At 59.0% G+C, this 20,139-nt stretch carries 19 protein-coding genes; 6 read left to right on the forward strand and 13 right to left on the reverse strand.

Annotated features, from left to right (window positions below):
* The first annotated feature begins 67 nt into the window (after window positions 1-67).
* Entirely contained in the window at window positions 68-1,291 is a 1,224-nt protein-coding gene (gene srmB / locus BN1139_RS17490) for an ATP-dependent RNA helicase SrmB (protein ID WP_005343175.1), read from the forward strand.
* 72 nt (window positions 1,292-1,363) lie between these two features.
* Here srmB and BN1139_RS17495 read toward each other — a convergent pair whose 3' ends face one another.
* Genes BN1139_RS17495 through rnr form a run of 4 tightly spaced genes read right to left on the reverse strand, consistent with a single transcriptional unit; the run spans window position 1,364 to window position 5,590 of the window.
* The gene (locus BN1139_RS17495; RefSeq protein ID WP_005354832.1) at window positions 1,364-1,819 is read right to left on the reverse strand and encodes a GNAT family N-acetyltransferase; all 456 of its coding nucleotides are present in this window, start codon (window positions 1,817-1,819) and stop codon (window positions 1,364-1,366) included.
* A 56-nt stretch (window positions 1,820-1,875) separates the two neighbouring features.
* Window positions 1,876-2,448, reverse strand: a complete 573-nt coding sequence (locus BN1139_RS17500; RefSeq protein WP_005354833.1) for a Crp/Fnr family transcriptional regulator — start codon at window positions 2,446-2,448, stop codon at window positions 1,876-1,878.
* A 2-nt stretch (window positions 2,449-2,450) separates the two neighbouring features.
* Window positions 2,451-3,200 carry a 23S rRNA (guanosine(2251)-2'-O)-methyltransferase RlmB gene (gene rlmB, locus BN1139_RS17505; protein WP_005354834.1) on the reverse strand — a complete coding sequence of 250 codons (750 nt, stop codon included), beginning with the start codon at window positions 3,198-3,200 and terminating at the stop codon, window positions 2,451-2,453.
* Window positions 3,197-5,590: a ribonuclease R gene (gene rnr, locus BN1139_RS17510; RefSeq protein WP_005354835.1), complete on the reverse strand. Its 2,394-nt coding sequence runs from the start codon at window positions 5,588-5,590 to the stop codon at window positions 3,197-3,199. The genes rlmB and rnr overlap by 4 nt, the downstream gene beginning before the upstream one ends.
* A gap of 134 nt (window positions 5,591-5,724) precedes the next feature.
* On the opposite strand from rnr, the gene BN1139_RS17515 reads away from it, so the two are divergent.
* A complete protein-coding gene (locus BN1139_RS17515) occupies window positions 5,725-6,747 on the forward strand; it encodes a GGDEF domain-containing protein (RefSeq protein ID WP_005363029.1) in 1,023 nt (340 codons plus the stop codon).
* A gap of 130 nt (window positions 6,748-6,877) precedes the next feature.
* Here the strand turns inward: BN1139_RS17515 and ompA are convergent, their stop codons facing one another.
* The gene (gene ompA / locus BN1139_RS17520; protein WP_005335824.1) at window positions 6,878-7,915 is read right to left on the reverse strand and encodes a porin OmpA; all 1,038 of its coding nucleotides are present in this window, start codon (window positions 7,913-7,915) and stop codon (window positions 6,878-6,880) included.
* Window positions 7,916-8,180: 265 nt separating this feature from the next.
* Window positions 8,181-9,218, reverse strand: coding sequence for an SGNH/GDSL hydrolase family protein (locus BN1139_RS17525; protein ID WP_013723458.1), 1,038 nt, complete (start codon window positions 9,216-9,218; stop codon window positions 8,181-8,183).
* A 254-nt stretch (window positions 9,219-9,472) separates the two neighbouring features.
* Here BN1139_RS17525 and BN1139_RS17530 point away from each other — a divergent pair, with 254 nt between their 5' ends.
* On the forward strand, window positions 9,473-9,859 hold the full coding sequence (locus tag BN1139_RS17530) for a YgiW/YdeI family stress tolerance OB fold protein (RefSeq protein WP_005335826.1): 387 nt from the start codon (window positions 9,473-9,475) through the stop codon (window positions 9,857-9,859).
* Window positions 9,860-9,944: 85 nt separating this feature from the next.
* Here BN1139_RS17530 and mltC read toward each other — a convergent pair whose 3' ends face one another.
* The 3 genes from mltC to mutY all read right to left on the reverse strand — a co-directional run bounded on the left by mltC (window position 9,945) and on the right by mutY (window position 12,498).
* On the reverse strand, window positions 9,945-11,048 hold the full coding sequence (gene mltC / locus BN1139_RS17535; RefSeq protein WP_005354839.1) for a membrane-bound lytic murein transglycosylase MltC: 1,104 nt from the start codon (window positions 11,046-11,048) through the stop codon (window positions 9,945-9,947).
* Window positions 11,049-11,164: 116 nt separating this feature from the next.
* Entirely contained in the window at window positions 11,165-11,437 is a 273-nt protein-coding gene (locus BN1139_RS17540) for an oxidative damage protection protein (RefSeq protein WP_005335828.1), read from the reverse strand.
* A gap of 8 nt (window positions 11,438-11,445) precedes the next feature.
* Window positions 11,446-12,498, reverse strand: a complete 1,053-nt coding sequence (gene mutY / locus BN1139_RS17545) for an A/G-specific adenine glycosylase (RefSeq protein WP_005354841.1) — start codon at window positions 12,496-12,498, stop codon at window positions 11,446-11,448.
* A 237-nt stretch (window positions 12,499-12,735) separates the two neighbouring features.
* On the opposite strand from mutY, the gene BN1139_RS17550 reads away from it, so the two are divergent.
* A complete protein-coding gene (locus BN1139_RS17550; RefSeq protein WP_005354844.1) occupies window positions 12,736-13,974 on the forward strand; it encodes a multifunctional CCA addition/repair protein in 1,239 nt (412 codons plus the stop codon).
* Between the two features lie 118 nt (window positions 13,975-14,092).
* On the opposite strand, the gene BN1139_RS17555 is transcribed toward BN1139_RS17550, so the two are convergent.
* Together BN1139_RS17555 and BN1139_RS17560 are read right to left on the reverse strand one after the other, a co-directional pair.
* Entirely contained in the window at window positions 14,093-15,691 is a 1,599-nt protein-coding gene (locus BN1139_RS17555) for a BCCT family transporter (protein WP_005363036.1), read from the reverse strand.
* A 9-nt stretch (window positions 15,692-15,700) separates the two neighbouring features.
* Entirely contained in the window at window positions 15,701-16,228 is a 528-nt protein-coding gene (locus BN1139_RS17560) for a hypothetical protein (protein WP_005335836.1), read from the reverse strand.
* Between the two features lie 163 nt (window positions 16,229-16,391).
* Here BN1139_RS17560 and BN1139_RS17565 point away from each other — a divergent pair, with 163 nt between their 5' ends.
* Window positions 16,392-16,871, forward strand: a complete 480-nt coding sequence (locus BN1139_RS17565; RefSeq protein WP_013723454.1) for a MarR family winged helix-turn-helix transcriptional regulator — start codon at window positions 16,392-16,394, stop codon at window positions 16,869-16,871.
* Between the two features lie 71 nt (window positions 16,872-16,942).
* Here the strand turns inward: BN1139_RS17565 and BN1139_RS17570 are convergent, their stop codons facing one another.
* Window positions 16,943-17,524, reverse strand: a complete 582-nt coding sequence (locus BN1139_RS17570) for a YjaG family protein (protein WP_005354849.1) — start codon at window positions 17,522-17,524, stop codon at window positions 16,943-16,945.
* A gap of 162 nt (window positions 17,525-17,686) precedes the next feature.
* On the opposite strand from BN1139_RS17570, the gene BN1139_RS17575 reads away from it, so the two are divergent.
* Window positions 17,687-18,631: a D-2-hydroxyacid dehydrogenase gene (locus tag BN1139_RS17575; RefSeq protein ID WP_005354851.1), complete on the forward strand. Its 945-nt coding sequence runs from the start codon at window positions 17,687-17,689 to the stop codon at window positions 18,629-18,631.
* Window positions 18,632-18,702: 71 nt separating this feature from the next.
* Here the strand turns inward: BN1139_RS17575 and mepM are convergent, their stop codons facing one another.
* The gene (gene mepM / locus BN1139_RS17580; RefSeq protein ID WP_005354854.1) at window positions 18,703-20,040 is read right to left on the reverse strand and encodes a murein DD-endopeptidase MepM; all 1,338 of its coding nucleotides are present in this window, start codon (window positions 20,038-20,040) and stop codon (window positions 18,703-18,705) included.
* Window positions 20,041-20,139 lie beyond the last annotated feature (99 nt).

Here is a 20,139-nt window from a genome sequence, read left to right on the forward strand (position 1 = left end):
CTCACCAATAGGAGCCGACGAGATAATCGCCTATAATCTGCCGTTTCCTTAATGACCGAGTATTGCCATGAGCCAGTCCTTTGATGATTTCGACCTGCACCCCGCCCTCAACCGGGCCTTGGCCGAGATGGGATTCACCCGCCCCACCACCATCCAGCAGATGGTGCTGGAGCCAGCCCTGGACGGCCGCGATATTCTGGCATCCGCTCCGACCGGTACCGGCAAGACCGCCTCTTTCCTGCTGCCGGCACTCCAGCACCTGCTGGACTTCCCGCGCCGCAAGCCGGGCCCCTGCCGCATGCTGATCCTGACCCCGACCCGCGAGCTGGCGCTGCAGGTGACCGCCCATGCCAAGGCGCTGGCGGCTCACACCAACCTCAGCATCGAGACCATCATCGGCGGCGTCAGCCATGAAGAGCAGCTGCCTGCCCTGACCAAGACCACCGACATCGTGGTCGCCACCCCGGGCCGTCTGCTCGAGTACATCGAGAAAGAGGAGTTCGAGAGCCACGACATCGAGGTGCTGGTGCTGGACGAAGCGGACCGCATGCTGGACATGGGCTTTATCAAGGATGTGAACCGCATCGTGGCAGAGGCGCGCTACCGCAAGCACACCATGCTCTTCTCCGCCACTCTGGAAGGGGCCGGCCTTGAGAAGTTCGCCAACGAGATCCTCAAGGATCCGGTGGAGCTGCACGCCGAGCCGCCCCGCAGCGAGCGTCGCCCCATCACCCAGTGGATCCATCTGGCTGATGACGCCGCCCACAAGCTGGCGCTGCTGACCCATATCCTGAAAGATCCGGAAACCCAGAAAGCGATCATCTTCGTCAAGACTCGCGAGCGTCTGGCGGAGCTCTCCGGCCAGCTGCAGGCTGCAGGTATCTCTTGCGCCTGGATCCGTGGCGAGATGGAGCAGAGCAAGCGTATCGAATCGATCCGCAAGTTCCACGAAGGGGAAGTACCCTTCCTGATCGCCACCGACGTCGCCGCCCGCGGCATCGACCTGCCGAACGTCAGCCATGTCATCAACTACGACATGCCCTACGGCGCCGATGTCTACGTCCACCGGATCGGCCGTACCGGCCGCGCTGGCAATCGTGGCTGCGCCATCAGCCTGGTGGAAGCCCACGACATGGCGATGGTCGCCAAGATCGAGCGCTACACCGAGGAGCGCCTCAAGCGCCGGGTGATCGACGAGCTGCGCCCGAAACACAAGGAAGCACGGGTACCGGTGAAGAAGAAAAAGCCGGTCGACAAGAAGAAGTCCGCCAAGAAGAAAAAGAAGAAGTGATCGCCTGGCGATAAAGAGAAGGGCCATCCCGCGGGATGGCCCTTCTGCATTCTGAATCACTCTGACGAGTGGTTATGCCACCACTCTGCGCATCCCCATATGGGGGATATCGTCTTCGAGATAGCCCTCCCCTTCCGCCACAAAACCGTGCTGGCCATAGAAGCCCTGCAGATGAGCCTGCGCCCCCAGCCAGATGCTGTGAGTCGGCCAGCGCGCCTCGCACGCCTTGACTGCCTCGCCTATTAGCTGGTGACCGAGACCACCGCCACGCGCCTTGGGTGATGTCACCACCCGGCCGATGGCGGCACCGCTCTCATCACCGATGCCGGGCGCCATGATCCGCGCATAGGCGGCCAGCAGCTCGCCCTGATAACCGAGCAGGTGCCAGACCCCGTCGCGGCGATCGAGCCCGTCCAGATCCTGAAAGGGGCAGGTCTGCTCCACCACGAACACCTCGGCCCGCAGCGCCAGCAACTCATACAACTCGTCTGTGGTCAGTTCAGACCAGGGTTTCAGGATCCAGTTCATCGGCAACTCCTTATCAGTTCGGCCTGCCAGCATAATCGTGGCGCCAGCGCCCTGCATTAACCTTTGTTAAGTTCTTTCAGCCGTTTGCGAATGCGGCTCAGACTAATGGGAGTGATACCGAGATAGGCGGCAATCTGGTGGTCTGGCACTCTGGCATCGAGAGCAGGAAAACTGTCGAGAAAGTGCTGATAGCGTGCCTGCGGGCTGCCGGTCAGCAGCAACTGCTCCTTCTCCTCTTTGATGCGCAGCTGCACCTCCAGCAGGTGCTGGTACCAGCGCGGCCAGCCGGGCAGCTGGCGCAGGTCGGCCAGACTGAACAGCTGCAGACGACAGGGCTCCAGCGCCTCCACGCTGTAGCGGGCCGGCTCGCCACTGAGCAGGTGGTGAAAGTCGAGAAACTCGTCCCCCTCCCAATAGAACTCCTTGATGTACTCGCGGCCATCCTCCAGCACCAGCTTGGCCCGCAGCAGCCCCTGCTCCACCCTGACCAGCAGATCCGGGCTGTCACCGGCGTGCCAGAGGCAGCTTTTCGGGCTGAGGGTCAGCGGGCGGGCAAAAGAGAGGAGGCGCGCGGCCTCCTCTCTATCTGCGACCTGCGCCCAATCGAAGGGGGGTCTGTCAGTCAGCATGATTAACCGCGACGCTGACGCACGGCTTCAAACAGGCAAACGCCGGTTGCCACCGAGACGTTGAGGCTGGATACCGCCCCTGCCATCGGGATGCTCACCAGCTCGTCGCAATGTTCGCGGGTCAGGCGACGCATACCTTTACCTTCGGCACCCATCACCAGCGCCATCGGGCCGGTCAGTTTGGCCTGATAGAGGTCGTGATCGGCCTCGCCAGCGGTGCCGACAATCCAGACGCCGCGCTCCTGCAGCTCGCGCAGGGTGCGGGCCAGGTTGGTGACCTGAATGAGCGGCACCACTTCAGCGGCGCCACAGGCAACCTTGCGCACGATCGGGGTGAGACCCGTGGCCTTGTCCCGCGGCACGATGACCGCATGAGCCCCGGCAGCATCGGCGCTGCGCAGGCAGGCGCCGAGGTTGTGCGGGTCGGTCACGCCATCCAGCACCAGCAGGAAGGGCTGGCTCTGTTGTGCCGCCAGCTCGTCCAGCAGGCTGGCCAGGTCGTGCTCGGCGAGCTTCGGCGCCTCTTTCACCCGGGCCATGATGCCCTGGTGATTGTTGCCTTCCGCTTTGTCATCAAGGGTCTTGCGGTTCACGCTCTGCACCTTGAGGCCGAGGGATTCCAGCTCGGTCAGCAGGGGTTGCAGCCGGTCGTCATCCCGCCCTTTCAGCGCCCATACCTCGATGAAACGCTCCGGGGTGCGCTCCAGCAGCGCGGTGACAGCGTGAATGCCGTAGATCAGTTCAGTACTCATTTAGTGCTCTTGGCCTTATCGCGAGCCTTTTTGCTCGGTCGTCTGTTGCTCGGTTTGGCGCGGCCACCCTTGTCGGATTTGCCGTGATCCTTGCCCTCTTTACGTTTTTCGTGGCGCTGGGCGCTCTTGGCCTTCTCTTTCTTGATCTCGGCCTGCTTGCGCGCCATCTCTTTGGCGTTCTTGCCGGTGGCCTTGAGCGGCTCTTCCACCATCACGAAGTCGATCTTGCGATCGTCCAGGTTCACGCCCATCACCTTGACCCGCACCTTGTCACCCAGACGGTAGCGACGGCGGAAGTTCTCGCCAATCAGCTGCATGTGCAGGGGATCAAACTGGTAGTAGTCGTTGGTGAGGGTGCTGACGTGCACCAGACCGTCGATGTGGATCTCCGCCAAACGGACAAAGAAGCCAAAGCCGGTGACGCTGGCGATAACGCCGTCGAACTCGTCACCCACGTGATCCAGCATGTACTCGCACTTGAGCCAGTCGGCCACATCGCGGGTCGCATCGTCGGCACGGCGCTCGGTCATGGAGCAGTGCTCGCCCATAGGGTCCACTTCTTCCAGCTGGTAGTGATAACCACCGCTCGGGGTCCACTTGTGGCGCAGGTTGCCCTGTTGCTCCTTGGCGGTCTGGTACTTGATCGCTCGGTGCAGGATGAGGTCGGGGTAGCGACGGATTGGCGAAGTAAAGTGCGCATAGGACTTCAACGCCAGACCGAAGTGACCGATATTGTCTGCCTGATAGATGGCCTGACGCATGGAGCGCAGCAGCATGGTGGAGAGCAGCTCCGCATCCGGGCGACCTTCAAACTTGGCAGCCAGCTCTGCGAAATCTTTCGGCTCGGGCTCGAGACCGCCCTTGAGCTCCAGACCCAGTTCGGCCAGGAAGTCGCGGAAACCGGTCAGACGCTCTTCGCCCGGACGGTCGTGCACCCGGAACAGGGCAAAGGCTTCGTTCTTCTCGATATAACGAGCCGCGGCAACGTTCGCCTGGATCATGCACTCTTCGATGATCTTGTGGGCATCGTTGCGCACCAGCGGCACGATGCGGTCGATCTTGCGCTGGGCGTTGAAGATGAAGCGGGTCTCCTCGCTCTCGAACTCCACCGCACCGCGCTGGTGACGGGCATGCTTGAGCGCCTTGTAGAGGTTGTTGAGCTCCTCGATATGGCCCACCAGCGGATCATACTGCTGGCGCAGCTTGGGATCGCCGTCGAGGATCGCCGCCACCTTGGTGTAGGTCAGACGGGCGTGAGAGTTCATTACCGCTTCGTAGAACTTGTAGCCGGACATGCGACCAGCGGCGGAGATGGTCATCTCGCACACCATGCAGAGACGGTCAACTTGCGGGTTCAGGGAACACAAGCCGTTGGAGAGCACCTCCGGCAGCATGGGCACCACGAACTCGGGGAAGTAGACGGAGTTGCCGCGCTGATAGGCTTCGGCATCCAGCGCCGTGCCGGGCTTCACGTAAGCGGAGACGTCAGCAATGGCCACCCACAGGCGCCAGCCGCCACCACGCTTGGCTTCACAGAAGACGGCGTCATCGAAGTCACGGGCATCTTCCCCGTCGATGGTCACCAGTGGCAGAGCGCGCAGATCGATGCGGCCCTCTTTGGCTTTCTCCGGCACCTGCTCGCCGAGACCGGCAACCTCTTTGGTCACCTCTTCCGGCCAGGTGTGCGGAATGCCGTGGGTACGCAGGGCAATTTCGATCTCCATGCCCGGCGCCATGTTCTCACCCAACACTTCCAGTACGGTACCGACGGCATTGATGCGGGAGGTGGCGCGCTGGTTAATCCGCACAACCACGACCTGGCTCTGGCGAGCCCCTTTGTTTTCCCCTTCCGGGATGATGATGTCCTGGCCGATACGGCTGTCATCCGGCACCACGAAACCAACGCCATTCTCGACGAAGTAACGGCCGACAATGTCTGCCTCACGGGACTTGAGCAGGCGCACCAGACGCGCTTCCTGACGACCCTTGCGGTCAATCTCGGTCGGCTGTACCAGCACGTAATCGCCATGCATCAGGCGTTGCATCTCTCGGTTGTTCAGATACAGATCCGGACCACCACCTTCCGGACGCAGAAAACCGAAGCCATCCTTGTGGCCGATTACATAACCTTTGACCAGATTCAGGCGATCCGGCAGGGCATAACATTGGTTGCGAGTGAATACCAGTTGTCCATCACGCTCCATGGCGCGCAGACGACGACGCAAGGCTTCCAACGGCTCTTCATCTTTCAGCTTGAGGACCTTGGCCAACTCTTCACGGGACATGGGCTTTTCATGGCCCTTGATGAGTTCCAGGATCAACTCGCGACTGGCGATGGGGTTATCGTATTTTTCGGCCTCGCGTTCGAGGAAAGGATCTTTTTGAGACATAAGCAGGCCTTAGGGTAGGTGGTAACGGTGCCATTATATCGGAGGGGGGGGCGAATGGCATCCATCGGCTGCCTTTTGGCCAATCTCTCTGTCATACTATCTTCAGTTCGCTGGCATGATGAGACACAGAACTCATGAGTAAGGACACATTTGCCCAATCCGCCGCCTATCTCAAACAGGCGGTCCCTTTGATGATCAAGTACCAGATCCCCACGACGCCGGACAATTACCACCTGTGGTACAACTATGTCTCGGCCAGCATGCCCGAGCTCAACCAGGCGATTGATCAGGCAGTCAAAATGCAGGGAACCTGCTCGCTCACGACCTGCGAGCGCCTCTATCACCAGTATCTGGCCGCTCAGGACGAGAAGCAGATGGAGGCGATGAAACTGAGCCTCGCCGCCATGGCCAACGAGCTAGGCCACTCCATGCAGGACGCCATCTCCGATACCGGCATGTTTCAGGAGATGCTCGACAAGAGTTTCGACAAGTTGAGCAAGATCGACGATGAGGGCCTCAGTCTGGAGGACACCATGGGGATCCTGCGGGAGCTGGTGCGCGAATCGCGGGACGTGCGCATGTCCACCATGCACTTTCGCAACCAGCTCAGCAATGCGGAGAAAGAGATCAAGGAGCTGCGGGCAGCCCTAAACGAGACACGCAAGCTGGCCAACGAAGATGCCCTCACCAGCCTGCTCAACCGCCGCGCCTTCGATCTGGAGCTGGAGGGGCTGATCCGCAGCCAGCAATCCTTCTCGCTGATCCTGACTGATATCGATCGTTTCAAGAGTTTCAACGACGAGTATGGCCACCTGCTCGGCGACCAGGTCCTGCGCGCCTTCAGCAAACGGCTGCGCGATGCCAGCAAAGAGGGGGTCACCGCCTACCGGATTGGCGGAGAAGAGTTTGCCCTGCTGTTACCCCATCGCTCGCTGGCGCTGGCCAGACAGATGGCAGAGAGCATGCGCCGGGCTATCGAGCGGATGTCGATTCTGGATCGCAAATCGGGCCGGCGCATCGACCACATCACAGCCTCGTTTGGCGTGGGCGAGTTCAACGGTCAGGAGAGCGCTGACAGCCTGGTCGAACGTACCGACAAGCTGCTCTACAAGGCCAAGGAGCTGGGGCGCAACCGGGTGATGCCACTCCCTTCCTGATTTGTCCCCTGCCCGACCGCAATGCCAATGTAAAAAGCCAGTCAGATCAACTGACTGGCTTTTTGGTCTCTCTTGCTCCGACAGGGGCTGTTCATTGCAGCCCCATTGGAGACCTTCTCAGTGTAAAGGATTACTCCTGCACCTCGCTGACACCTTCGACTTTCACATCAACACGGCGATCCGGAGCCAGGCAGACGATCAGCTCACGCTTGGACTTGCTGACGCAGCTGTCGCCGGTAACCGGTGAGGATTTACCACGCCCTTCCACATTGATCTTGGCGGCCGGGATCCCTTTACCAACCAGATAGTTGGCAACAGTCTGGGCACGCTGCTCGGAGAGCTTCTGGTTGTAGGCATCAGAACCGATACGGTCGGTGTGACCAATTACGGTTGCCACGCCATCCTTGGGTCGTGCTTCTTCAATCTGGCTATAGAGGCTATCCAGTGCCTGACTGGCTTCTGGCTTGAGGGTCGCCTTGTTGAAGTCAAACAGCACATCGGAGCTCAGGGTAAACTGCTTCTCAACCATCACAGGTGCAGGAGCAGGTTCCGGAGCCGGGGCGGGCGCCACAGGGGCAACCTGACCAAAGCGATAAACCGCTGCCAGTGAGAGCAGGCCGTTATCCATTCTCAGACCGGTATCATCGCGGCTGCCATACGGGGTGGTGTACTGGTACTCCAGGCGAGCGGCCCAGTCGAGATTGAACGCATACTCGGCACCCAGTGCACCGACCATGACAAAGCGGCTGTCATCTTTGTAAACATCGCTCTTGGTATCAGCCCAGCCATAACCGCCACCGACACGACCATACAGATCCAGATTATCGGTAACCGGGAAGCCCAGTTTCAGGGTCAGTTGAGCCAGCTGCGCTTTTACTTCATCGCTGAAAGCGCCTGCCGCCGTAGTGGCATCGTATTTGTAATTGCCCAGATAGTCGTAACCCAGCTCCAGTCCCAGATTCTTGTTGATCTGATAACCGCCAAACACGCCTGCACCCAAGGCATCGTTGGTCTCATTGCCAAGGGTCAGGGCATTGCTTTCATCAATGCCGTAGAAGTTGGACCAACCCAGTTTGGCACCGCCATACCAGGTGTTGTCTTGACCGGCAGCCTGGGCATTGGCCGCCAGCAAGCCGGTAACCAGCAAGGTAATCAATGATTTTTTCATGTTTGAGCCTCTGCAACTTTATGTAGGAGGAGGTTGATTGATATCACCTCGTCTTATAGGTGCAACCACCCAAAAGCGATCGCAGCATATCAACGTTAGCCTATTTTCAAGTCACTGATATCAATTAACAAAAAACACTCTAACGCAACCACGTTACAAAAACAGCAACAAACGTTTGTTATTTGAACTGAATGTGACGCAAAAAGACGCATAAATGAGGGCGGATAGGAGAAAAAGGCCAGCAACATGCTGGCCCGAAGCGATATCAGTGACGAACAAACTCGTAGTGCTGATCGATAAAGTCAGCAACACGCTGGCTCAGTACCTTATGCACCGTCTTGGTCGGATGCACCTGATCCCAGAACATATGCTCATCGCAGTTGAGAGTCGCAGCTCGCCCTTTTGCCTGCCCGCTCACCACCGCCTGCGCCAGGATCGGGTTACCGGCAATAGCCACTCTTTCGGAGACACTCAAAGCCGGGGTCGCAGCCACCTCGGCGGCGCTGCCGGAGAACGGCTTCCACGTATAGCCGCCACCGTAGCAGGCGTGTTCTGTGTCACTCAGCCCGAACTGCTGAGGATCGCGCATCATCTCGTCAAACTGCTTGTCCACTTCGAACAGCTTCACGATGCCAAGGGGAGCTAGCTCGCGAGTGAGGTTCTGCAACTTCTGGTTGTGGTAGCTGGCCACATGGCGCACCTTCTCCACCACCTTCATGCTGCGGGCTGACGGGGTCTGCCCCAGACCAGGAATGTTGAACAGCAGGATCTGCTGCGCGCCGTTGAGCACCAACCGGTTGGATGCCAGCCGGATGGTATCGATCACCCGATCCGCATCCCGCTCGGTGTTCCAGCCATAGGCCAGATAGTCGTTGGCACCGACCCAGATCACCACCAGATCATCGGGGCGGAACTTGTCCTTTTTCAGGAACTGATCGATCTCGTAATCGAGGTTGTTGATCACCTGATATTTGGGATCCCAGGACCAGAAACCGAGCCAGCCATTCAGAGCCCCCAGATGGTTATAGGCCACCGCGGTTGCACCGCCTTCCGCCTCGTTGGCCACGACCAGACCGGGGAAACGCTCGTCACCCAACTGCTCCAGCCACACTGGGCCGTTGCTGAAGCGCCCGTTGAAGTAGGGTGGGCTGGAGGGGAGATACCCCCGCATCTTTTTGTACATCTTGCCGGTGTCGGAGAGGCTGTCACCAAACATCACGACCCGGGAAAAAGGTTGGCGTCCCTCTGCCGCTTGCGCGGTTAATGCCATTAACCCCAATAAACAAACAAGCCATTTTTTCATATTGTTATGCTCTTCGATTAAGCAGGTGAGACCTGCGGACTTCTCCTCGAGTGGCGGCAGGCATGGGAAGAGTCTGCTGCCACTGACTTCTGGTGAAGGCGACAGATTACAGTTCCAGATGAAATCACACATGTTCCGCCACCGATGAAATCGCTTGCGCTCACAAAACAGACAATCACACCAGCCTATTTCTTTCACGCTTGTTTCACGCCCCCCCCGGCACAATGCCCCCATACCAACGACAGGAGTATGAAATGAACAAGGCAAGCGCAAGCGTAATCGGACTGTTGACCCTGATGTCTGTCTCCTCTTTTGCCATGGCGGCCTATACCGGACCGCAAGAGCAGAACAAGGTTTCCGTTGCTCAACTGAAAGATCTGGCAGATGACAGCTGGGCCACCCTGGAAGGGAAACTGGTCAAGCACCTGGGCGGCGAGAACTATCTGTTCCGCGATGCCAGCGGTGAGGTGGAGGTCGAAGTGGATCAGGATGTGTGGCGTGGCACCGAAGTGGGCCCGGATGATCAGATCCGTATCCGTGGTGAAGTGGACCACAGCTGGAACAAGACCGAAGTGGAAGTCAAAACCCTGGAGAAAGTGGGCGCGGCCCCGCAGACCAAGGGCGGCTTTATTGCCAAATAAGGCCACTTCAACGACGAACTGGCCAGACGTTAAAAGGGCGCTTGATATCAAGCGCCCTTTTGCATGGTTAACCCAGCGTCACCGCTTAACCGGCCCGACTTGCAAAGGCTCTCTTGAACCCCTTCTCGGCCTGATTGACCTTGTAGAGGTAACGGCGCGCCTCCTCTTTGGGATGTTGCTCGGTCAACACCTGATAGACCGCCTCGGGGGAGAGCCGGTTGATCCGGCCCGGCGCCGCCTTGCGATCGCTGGAGAAGGTATTGAGCACCCCGCCCGCACCACCGTTATAGGCGGAGATTACCGCATAGCGACGGGAGCGCGGATCCTGAATATCCGCCAGATAGACGGTCTGCAACAGGTGCAGATAGGCGGTACCGACATCGATGTTGTAGGCCGGGTTGAACAGCTCCTCCCGGGTTGGCTGGCCGTTCTTGCCCTTGACCCGAACATAGACGTCACGACCGGCGGTAGCCGGGATCACCTGCATCAGGCCATAAGCGTTGGCATGGCTCACCGCATAGGGGTTGAAGCTGCTCTCGGTCTTGATCACCGCATAGATCAGGCTCTCCGGCACGCCGTATTTGCGCGACGCTTCCCGGATGATCCCCGCATACTTGTAGCCCCGTCGATCTTCATGGTTGGCCACCATGGGAATATCAACGAAGAAGATGGTTCGAATCCCCAAAGTGCGCTTCTTCATCGCCGTGTTGAGCAGGTAATCGGCATAACGCTCGGCGCGCCAGGAGGCGCGGATTGGCTGGCGCTGATTGTCCAGCACCTGACCGTAGAGGAAGGGCTCGCCGCCGGTCAGAATTTCCCGGTCGGAGTAAAGATCCACTTCGGCCGGATCGTCCGGCGTCAGCAGGGTCTCGATGATGGCGCGACGCAGGTGAGCGCGGGGATCGATGCCCGAGACCGTCTCCACCATGATGTGGCCGCTGGAGAAGTCGATGTGGGCCCGGCTCTTGTACTGATCCGTGTATTTTACGTAGTCAAACTTGCCCGCAAACAGCGCCTCCCGCCCCCATATCTCGTTCACGTTATGGGAGAGCGCGCTGATCATGTGTTCAAAACCGCGGATGTCCTTGCCGTTGACCAGATCGTCATCCTCACTCCCGCTGGGCTTGGGGGAAGATGAGCAGGCAGAGAGAAACAGCAGGGTGCACAGCAGCCAAAAAATTCGGCCCATAGGATCCTCAAACCGGGCAGCAGAGCTGCCCATCATTCATTTGCTGCGACTTCAGGAGCGGTCCGCCAGTGTGGCGCCATTCCCGCACCTGTTCACACGTACAACAGCCGGAGAGCTTACTGGGCAGGCGGGGTGTAACCTTCGATCTGCACTTCACCCGCATCAAACAGGTAGCTGACCATCTCTTTTTCCAGCAGTTGGCGATGCTCAAGATTCATCATGTTGAGCTTTTTCTCGTTGATCAGCATCACCTGCTTCTTCTGCCACTCGGCCCAGGCTTCCTTGCTGATGTTGTCAAAAATCCGCTTGCCGAGCTCGCCGGGATAGAGTTGGAAATCCAGACCTGGGCCCTCTTTTTTCAGGCGTTGGCAAAATACAGTACGGCTCATGTTGACCTCTATGGTTGTAACTCTGGATAGGCGAGCAGGCGGGCCGTGGCGGCCGCCAGCCCCACCTCAGCAGGATGGCGTAAGTTATACCAGAGTCGGTTATCTGCTTCCATGAGCCGCAGCGGCTGCGCCTCATCAATGTCAATCAGCAGCGGCTGAATATCGAGATGGAAGTGGCTGAAGGTATGGCGAAAACCGGCCAGTTCACGATAACCGTGATGGCTCAGGCCAAGGGACGCCAGCAGACCATCCACCTCCGCCAGCGAGGCCACCTGCGGGAAGCAGTAGAGCCCGCCCCAGATCCCCTGTGGCGGCCGCTTCTCCAGCAGCAGCTCATCGCCGTGACGGATCAGCAGCATGATGCCATCGCGAGCCGGAATGCTCTTCTTCGGCTTGCTGTTGGGGTAGGCCGTGGGGTTGCCTTGCGACAGCCCCTGGCAATCGCCCCGCACCGGACAGCGATCACAGGCAGGCTTGCTGCGGGTGCAGATCGTCGCCCCAATATCCATCATCGCCTGATTGTATTGCGCCACCCCCAGTTTGGGAGTCAGCCGGATGGCGATCTCCCACAGCTCGTTCTCCACCTGTTTTTGGCCGGGCCAGCCCGGCAGCGCCAGCCAGCGGGTGAGTACCCGCTTCACGTTGCCATCAAGGATGGCGTGGGGCTGACCCAGAGAGAGCGACAGCACGGCCCCGGCGGTTGAGCGACCAATGCCCGGCAGCGCCATCACCTCGTCAAAACTCTCGGGAAAGAGACCATGGTGGTGATCGCGGATCTGCTGGGCCGCCTTGTGCAGGTTGCGGGCCCGGGCGTAGTAGCCCAGCCCGGTCCAGTGGTGCAGCACCTCGTCGACAGGGGCATCGGCCAGCGCCACCACATCGGGGAAGCGCGCCATAAAACGCTGGTAGTAGGGGATCACAGTAGCGACCTGGGTCTGCTGCAGCATGATCTCCGAGACCCAGACCCGGTAAGGGGTCTTCTCCTGCTGCCAGGGCAGGGTTTTGCGGCCATGAAGCTGGTACCACTCCAGAACCCGGCTTGCGAAGGTTGATTGATTCACGTTGTTCTCATGTCGTTGATATAAGGGGAACTCTGCGGTTCCTTCGGCTCATCTGGCCTACGCGGGCATAACACCATCCCGCAGCACAGTGCCAGCTGTCTGGTGCGGCAGCGTAAGGCCTCGTCACGCCCAAGTCAAAGCCGCGCTGACTGGCGCTGCAGGCAGGTGGTGGTCAGGCAGCAAAGCGGTAACAAAGACGATATACTCGGCCCCACGATTGATGACGGGAGAGACGGTTTGCAGACTTATCTGGTTGGGGGCGCAGTGCGGGATCGCCTGCTGGGATTGCCGCAGGGCGACAGGGATCATCTGGTGGTCGGCGCCACCGTGGAGCAGATGCTGGCGCTGGGTTTTACCCAGGTCGGTCGCGACTTTCCCGTGTTTCTGCACCCCAAAACCCAGCAGGAGTATGCCCTCGCCCGTACCGAGCGCAAACAGGGTCAGGGCTACACCGGCTTTGTCTGCCACGCGGCCCCCGATGTGACGCTGGAGCAGGATCTGCTGCGCCGGGATCTCACCATCAACGCCATCGCCGAAGATGATCAGGGCCAGCTCCATGATCCCTACGGTGGCATCAAGGATTTGGAAAAGCGGCTGCTGCGCCACGTATCTCCCGCCTTTGCCGAAGATCCGCTGCGCATCCTGCGGGTCGCCCGCTTCGCCGCCCGCTTCCACGCTCAGGGCTTTACCATAGCGCCGGAGACCCTCGCCCTGATGAGCGAGATGACGGCCGCCGGCGAGCTGGCCCACCTCACGCCGGAGCGAGTCTGGAAGGAGCTGGAAAAAGTGCTGCTGGGGCCGACCCCGCAGATCTTTATCGAGGTGCTGCGCCAGTGCGGCGCCCTGAAGGCGCTGTTCCCAGAGATTGATGCGCTGTTTGGCGTCCCCGCCCCGGCCAAGTGGCACCCGGAGATCGACACCGGCATCCACACCCTGATGGTGCTGGAGCAGGCGTGCCGGATCTCTCCGGAATTGACCGTCCGCTTTGCTGCCCTCTGCCATGACCTTGGCAAGGGAGTAACCCCCAAGGAGTTCTGGCCAAGCCATCACGGTCATGGCCAGAAGGGGCTGCCGCTTATTCGCGCCCTGTGCGAACGGTTCCGGGTACCCAACGAGTGCCGGGATCTGGCGCTGCTGGTGAGCGATCTGCATACCCACATCCACATCGCCTTTGAGCTCAAACCCGCCACCCTGCTCAAGGTGTTCGACAAGGCTGATGCCTGGCGTCGCCCCGAGCGCTTTGCTCAGTTGCTGGATGCCTGCCGCGCCGACTTCCACGGCCGCACCGGTTTCGAGGAGCGGGTCTACGCCGAGCCGGACTATGTGGCCGAAGCGCTGGCTGCCGCCCAGGCGGTGCCGGTGAAAGAGATAGTGGCGGCCGGTTACAAGGGAGAAGAGATCAAGGAGCAGCTCGCCAAAAAGCGCACTGATGCCATTAGCCGCATCAAGGATGAGTGGACCTTTATCGAGGAGTAACCTCGGCCCCATAACAGACGGCCGCCCTGATGATGAGCTCCGCAAGGAGAGCATCGCCAGGGCGGCCGTTTTGCATCCAAGTTTATATGTAAAGGGGCGCTAACCCCTGCTGGTGGTGTTATGCCGGACCAATTCGCTCCATCAGGCTCATATGGGATGAGCCATCGTGGCGCTTGAGATTCTGGCGATATTCGAACTGGCGCTGGCTCTCCTGCTTGAGCCCCAGCATCAGCGAATAGCACATCGCCAGCATGATCACCGAGAACGGCAGCGCCGCTATGATGCTGGCCGCCTGCAAGGCTGCCAGGCCGCCGGAAACCAGCAGGATAGCGGCAACCAGCCCCTGCCCCAGACCCCATACGGCGCGGTGCAGTACCGGCGGCTCCTGATCACCGATGGAGAGCAGAGTCGTGATAACCAGCGTACCCGAGTCACTGGAAGTGATGAAGTAGGTGCAGATGAGCAGGGTTAGCACGGCCTTGGCGATCCAGCCGAAGGTATCCCAATGCAGCAGCTCGACCGTCTTGTAGAGCGCCAGCGTCACATCCTGATTGACCGCAGCGACCACGCCGCCACCGCCAAACAGCTCCAGATTCATCGCCGTACCGCCAAACACGGTGAGCCAGAACATGCCGAGCAGCGAGGGTACCAGCAACACACCGAGCACAAACTCGCGGATAGTACGCCCCTTGGAAATGCGGGCGATAAACATGCCGACAAACGGCGCCCAGGCAATCCACCAGCCCCAGTAAAACGCCGTCCAGCTCGACTGCCAGGCCGAGGTGCCGTTGGCCTCGGTGTTGGTCCAGAAGCTCAGTTTGACGATGTTCTGCAGGTAATCACCGATGTTCTGTACATAGGCGTTGAGGATATAGGTGGTCGGCCCCAGCACCAGAAAGAGCGCGAGCACGAAGACACTCAGCCAGATATTGAGCTCGGAGAGGATCTTCACCCCGCGCCCGACCCCGGAGACCGCAGACAGAGTGGCGATCAGACTGATGCCACCAATCAACCAGAGCTGGTTGGACTGCGATACGTCCATACCGAACATCTGGTTGAGGCCGGTATTCATCTGGGAGACCCCCAGACCAAGGGAGGTCGCCACCCCGAACACGGTGCCGAACACCGCCAGCACATCGGCCGCATGGCCCCAAAAACCGTAAATCCGCTCGCCAAGGATGGGGTAAAGCACAGAGCGGATCGCCAGCGGCAACTTGCGCCGGTAGCTGAAAAAGGCCAGTGACAGGCCGACGATCACATAGATGGCCCAGGGGTGCAGGCCCCAATGGAAAAAGGTGAGGCGCATGGCGATCTGGGCCGCCTCCGGGGTCATCCCTTCGGTAATGAACGGATTGCCCTGCAGATGGTTCATCGGCTCGGCGATGCTCCAGAACACCAGACCGATCCCCATGCCCGCGCTAAAGAGCATGGAGAACCAGGCGAAGTAGCCGAACTCCGGTACCTGGTCGTCGTCACCCAGCCGGATGCTGCCAAAACGGCTGAACATCAGGTAGACAGCGAAGAACAGGAACAGGGCGACCACCAGAATGTAGTACCACTTGAACCCGGCAATAATCTGATCCTTGGCACCGACAAACCAGGCGGCCGCGGTATCGGGAACAAATACGCCAAACAGCAAAAACAGGGTGATCACGGTGAGGGCCGTCATGGCCATGGTCGGGTTGAGGCCTTTCAATAGCCCTTTGCTTGCTCGCATCCAGCCTCCTTAGTCGTTGTTGAAAAAGTCTTCGCCCACATGATCACCGGCACCGCCGATGGCGCGATAGACCAGTTTGCCAGCTGCTTGTTCGCGGTGATCCACCAGCGAAACCGAGGGCTGGCCATTCACGGCGTGACGTTTGCCAAGGAAGATGGCCATGGGGACGCCCAGATTGGAGATACCGCTGGTGATCCAGAGGCGGTTGAAGTCGTAAGAGCCACCGATGAACTCCAGCTGTGCCAGGCCGGTATCGAGGCCAGTCAGATAGAAGTTCATGGCACTTTCGTCAGGAAAGAGGTGCACCAGCACATAGGCGTAGCGTAATTCATTCACCAACTCCTTTAGGTTGAAAGTACCTGTCTCACTGCAAGAGAGGGGTAACTCACCATCATAGTGGTGTACCTTGAGGTTGTTCGGGTCTTCATCATAGGCAGGCTGATAGCGCACAAAAGCCGAGGTATCCGGCAGTTCATAGCGCACTCTGACCACACGTAACTCGGCCACCAGAGACTTGATATCCAGCTCGTCATTCATCATTTCGCTCCTCAAATGTCAGGGTGAATTCCGTGAAATGCCCGTCAACCTAACACAAAATTAATTAGAGCAGAAATTATTACAACAAAAACCATATTGACCTTGTGACGAATTAGGCGGAAAATTTTGCGCCTCTCCATAGCCTTCCAATGACGCACACCCCATGGAAAAACATGATGAAGTGCTGGTCGCCCTGCGCCAGATTATTCGTGCCATCGACATGCACTCCAGGCGCTTGATCAAAGAAGCCGGGCTCACCTCCCCGCAACTCTTGCTGCTCAAAGGGATCGACGAGCTGGGACAGATCTCCATGCGTCAGCTGGCCGATCACACCAACATGAGCCAGGCCACCGCCACCACCATCATGGACCGATTGGAGAGCCGCCAACTGGTGCAGCGCGTTCGCAGCAATACCGACAAGCGCAAGGTTCACGCGACACTGACTGACGCAGGCCGCGCCCTGCTGGCCCAGGCCCCGACCCCGCTGCAAGAGCGCTTCATCCAGCGTTTTCAAGCGCTGGAAGCGTGGGAGCAGACGCTGCTGCTCTCTTCCCTGCAACGCATCTCCTCTATGATGAATGCAGACGAAATCGACGCCGCCCCAGTGCTGAGCGTCAGACCCCTCACCGAAGAGCAGGCATAAGCTGCTGAACAATTTCAGGCATAAAAAAAGCTCCCGAACGGGAGCTTTGTTCTATCAGGGGCCGTAGAGGATTACTCTTCCAGGCTGATCCCGATATTGGAGACGCCATCCTGAGAGGCGAATACTCTGATGGCCAGAATACGATCGCTGTCGCGCTCATGGGCAACCCGCTTGAGCAGTTCAACCTGGAACTCCAGCTCGGCTTCCATGTACTCGTGCTCGTAGAGCTCCTCTTCGGTCAGATCCCGCTCTTCCAGCAGCTCGATAAAACCGGCCACAGTACCGACTGAGGCATGACTGGCATCGTTGGCCTCTTCGCCAACCCGGCAGATCACCGAGTTATAGGCGCAGCCCAGCGCAACACAGGCATCAAGCGCCGGATAGGCACCGTAGGATTCAAACTTGCGGGGATCCGGAATGTGAGACTCGAACTCTTCGAGAATGGCCCCCAGATTGACCCGGGATCCCTTGACGGTGAGGTAGACCCACATCTGATCCAGCGCATGCCGGAAAGCGCCAGCATTGCCAAAGCCGGAGGCCTGGCTGAACAGGGCATAGTTGGGGTACATACGCTCTGCCAGCGCCAGGGTGTAGACGGTCTGTTGCCAAGGCTGTAGCTCGGCCAGTCGCTTATAAAACTTGTCACCAAACACTGGAGTCGGATCCTTTGCAAAATGTGGGGCAGATTGTAGCCCACGAGGGGCGCGGCGAAAACGAAAAAGCGCCCTGGTCGGCTATGTTGCGATATGAAGTCAGGTAAGATGGGTCGAGAGCGGCATCTTGTTGCGCCGCAAATTCTGATAAGGAACAAGAGTATGAGCCAACGTACCCTTCTTTTGCTCAGCCAGGATAATGCTCACTACGAACGGCTGCTCAAGGCCGCCAACCTCCCCCATCTGCGCATTTTGCGAGCCGATAACCAGAGCGATGCCGAGAAGCTGATCGGCGAAGCCCATATTCTGATGGCCGAACCGGCCCGCGCCAAACCGCTGCTGCCCAAAGCCAACAAGCTGAGCTGGTTCCAGTCCACCTATGCGGGAGTCGATGTGCTGCTCGATCCTGACAGTCGTCGTGATTATCAGCTCACCAATGTGCGCGGCATCTTCGGCCCGCTGATGAGCGAGTATGTCTTTGGTCATCTGCTCAGCCTGATGCGCCAAATTCCCCTTTATCGGGAGCAGCAGAAACAGCGGCTGTGGCAAAGTCACCCCTATCAGGGCCTCAAGGGGCGCACCATGCTGATCCTGGGGACCGGCAGCATTGGCCAGCATATTGCCCACACCGGCAAACATTTTGGCATGAAGGTGCTGGGCATCAGCCGCAGCGGTCGGGAGCGAGCCGGGTTTGATCAGGTTTATCAGCTACCTGCGCTCAACAAGATGCTGGCGCAGGCCGATGTCATCGTCAGCGTGCTGCCAGCCACCCGCGATACCCGTCATCTGTTCAATGCCGCCCGCTTCGAACACTGCAAACCGGGCGCCATCCTGTTCAACGTCGGTCGTGGCAGCGCCGTGCACTCGGACGATTTGCTCACCGCACTGCGTACCGGCAAGCTGGCGATGGCGGTGCTGGATGTGTTCGAGCAGGAGCCGCTGCCTGCCGACAGTCCACTGTGGGGCCAACCCAACCTCATCGTCACCCCCCACAACAGCGCCTACAGCTTCCCGGATGATGTGGCCCAGATCTTTGTGCGCAACTACATCCGCTTTATCGATGGCCAGCCACTGGATGGCAAGATCGACTTCGACAAGGGTTACTGACCCTCACGGCGCATGTAAAAAGGCCCCGCCAATCTGGCGGGGCCTTTCATTTCAGGCTGTGACGACAGGTATCAACCCGCAGCCAACTCCTTGCGGTAGCTCTTCACCTTGGCAAGGAACTGACGACGCTCTTTGCCGCTGAGCGGTTCAGCCATCGGCAGCTTGGCAGTCATGGCATTGACCGGGCGGTTGTTGATCCGCAGCTCGTAGTGCAGGTGAGCACCGGTCGAGCGACCTGTGTTGCCGGAGAGGCCGATCTTGTCGCCCATCTTCACTCGCTGACCGGTTTTGACCAGCAGCTTGCTCAGGTGCAGATAACGGGTAGAGAGAGTACGGCCATGCTTGATGACGATATAAGTGCCCGCCAGCGGGTGGCTGGTTGCCTTCTGGACGATACCATCGCCGGTCGCCAGCACTGGCGTGCCCACCGGCACTGCGAAGTCGGTGCCCTCGTGAGGACGCACCATACCGGTTACCGGATGTTTGCGCGCTGGGTTGAAATTGGAGCTGATCCGATAGCGGCTATGGGTCGGGTAGCGGCGGAATCCGCGCTCCAGACTGTTGCCCTGACCGTCGTAATAGTTGCCGTCATCGGAGAGCCAGGCCGACACCGTCTTGCCCTGGCTGGTCACTTCCACACCCAGCAGCTGGCTGTTACCAGTGCTCTTGCCTTCCACCGTCTCCTGGCGTACCAGCACTTTGAACTTGTCGCCCTTCTGCAGATCCTTGGCGAAATTCATTCGCCACTGGAACAGGTTGGCAATTTTCTGGATATGGTTGGCCGGAATCCCCGCATTGCGGGCACTGACATAGAAGCTGCCGTTGATCACGCCGTTGTAACGCTGCGGTTGCCACTCGACCTTCTCATTGATCATGGAGGCGGTATAGGCATCGTCGCTGCGCGCCATCACCAGCGTCTGCTTGATGTTCAAGCGGATTTTGAGCTGCTGCAGGATGTTGTCCTGATCGATCAGCAGCTCGATATTCTGGCCCGGCTTGAGGCGCGCCAGATAATTCTTGTTGTCCGCGTCCAGCACCTTGTAGAGGGTGGTGGTGGAGAGACCGAGATTGTTAAAAATGGCGGTCAGGTTTTCGCCGTTGCGGACCCGGTAATCCTGCCACTGGGGGGTGGTGTCAACCGGGATGTCGTCATCCGGCGCACTCTGATCAACCAGTTCGTGATCGGGGATTTCGTTAAAGTCGGTGTTGTTTTCGTTGGTTGCCGTACCTGCGGTATCAATGGGCAACTCAAGACGCAGCGGCCGCTCGAGGATGTCACCCGGAGCTGGCAATAATGCCACTGCTGACAGGGTCATGGCCGTCAGCATCAGCATGGCGTAAAAGTGTTTGCGGGGAACCGGTGGTTCCCAATTGGCAGCCTGTACTACCAAGGGACGGAGACGTTTCATCCGCTATCCTGTATTTAGATCTAAAGAGTGTGAGTTGCGATGTCAGTTGTGACAAAACCGTATAAAACTGTTTGTTGGACACAAATAGTTACAAATAGT

Origin of the sequence: Aeromonas veronii bv. veronii (assembly GCF_000820225.1) — a bacterium.
Lineage (GTDB): Bacteria > Pseudomonadota > Gammaproteobacteria > Enterobacterales > Aeromonadaceae > Aeromonas > Aeromonas veronii.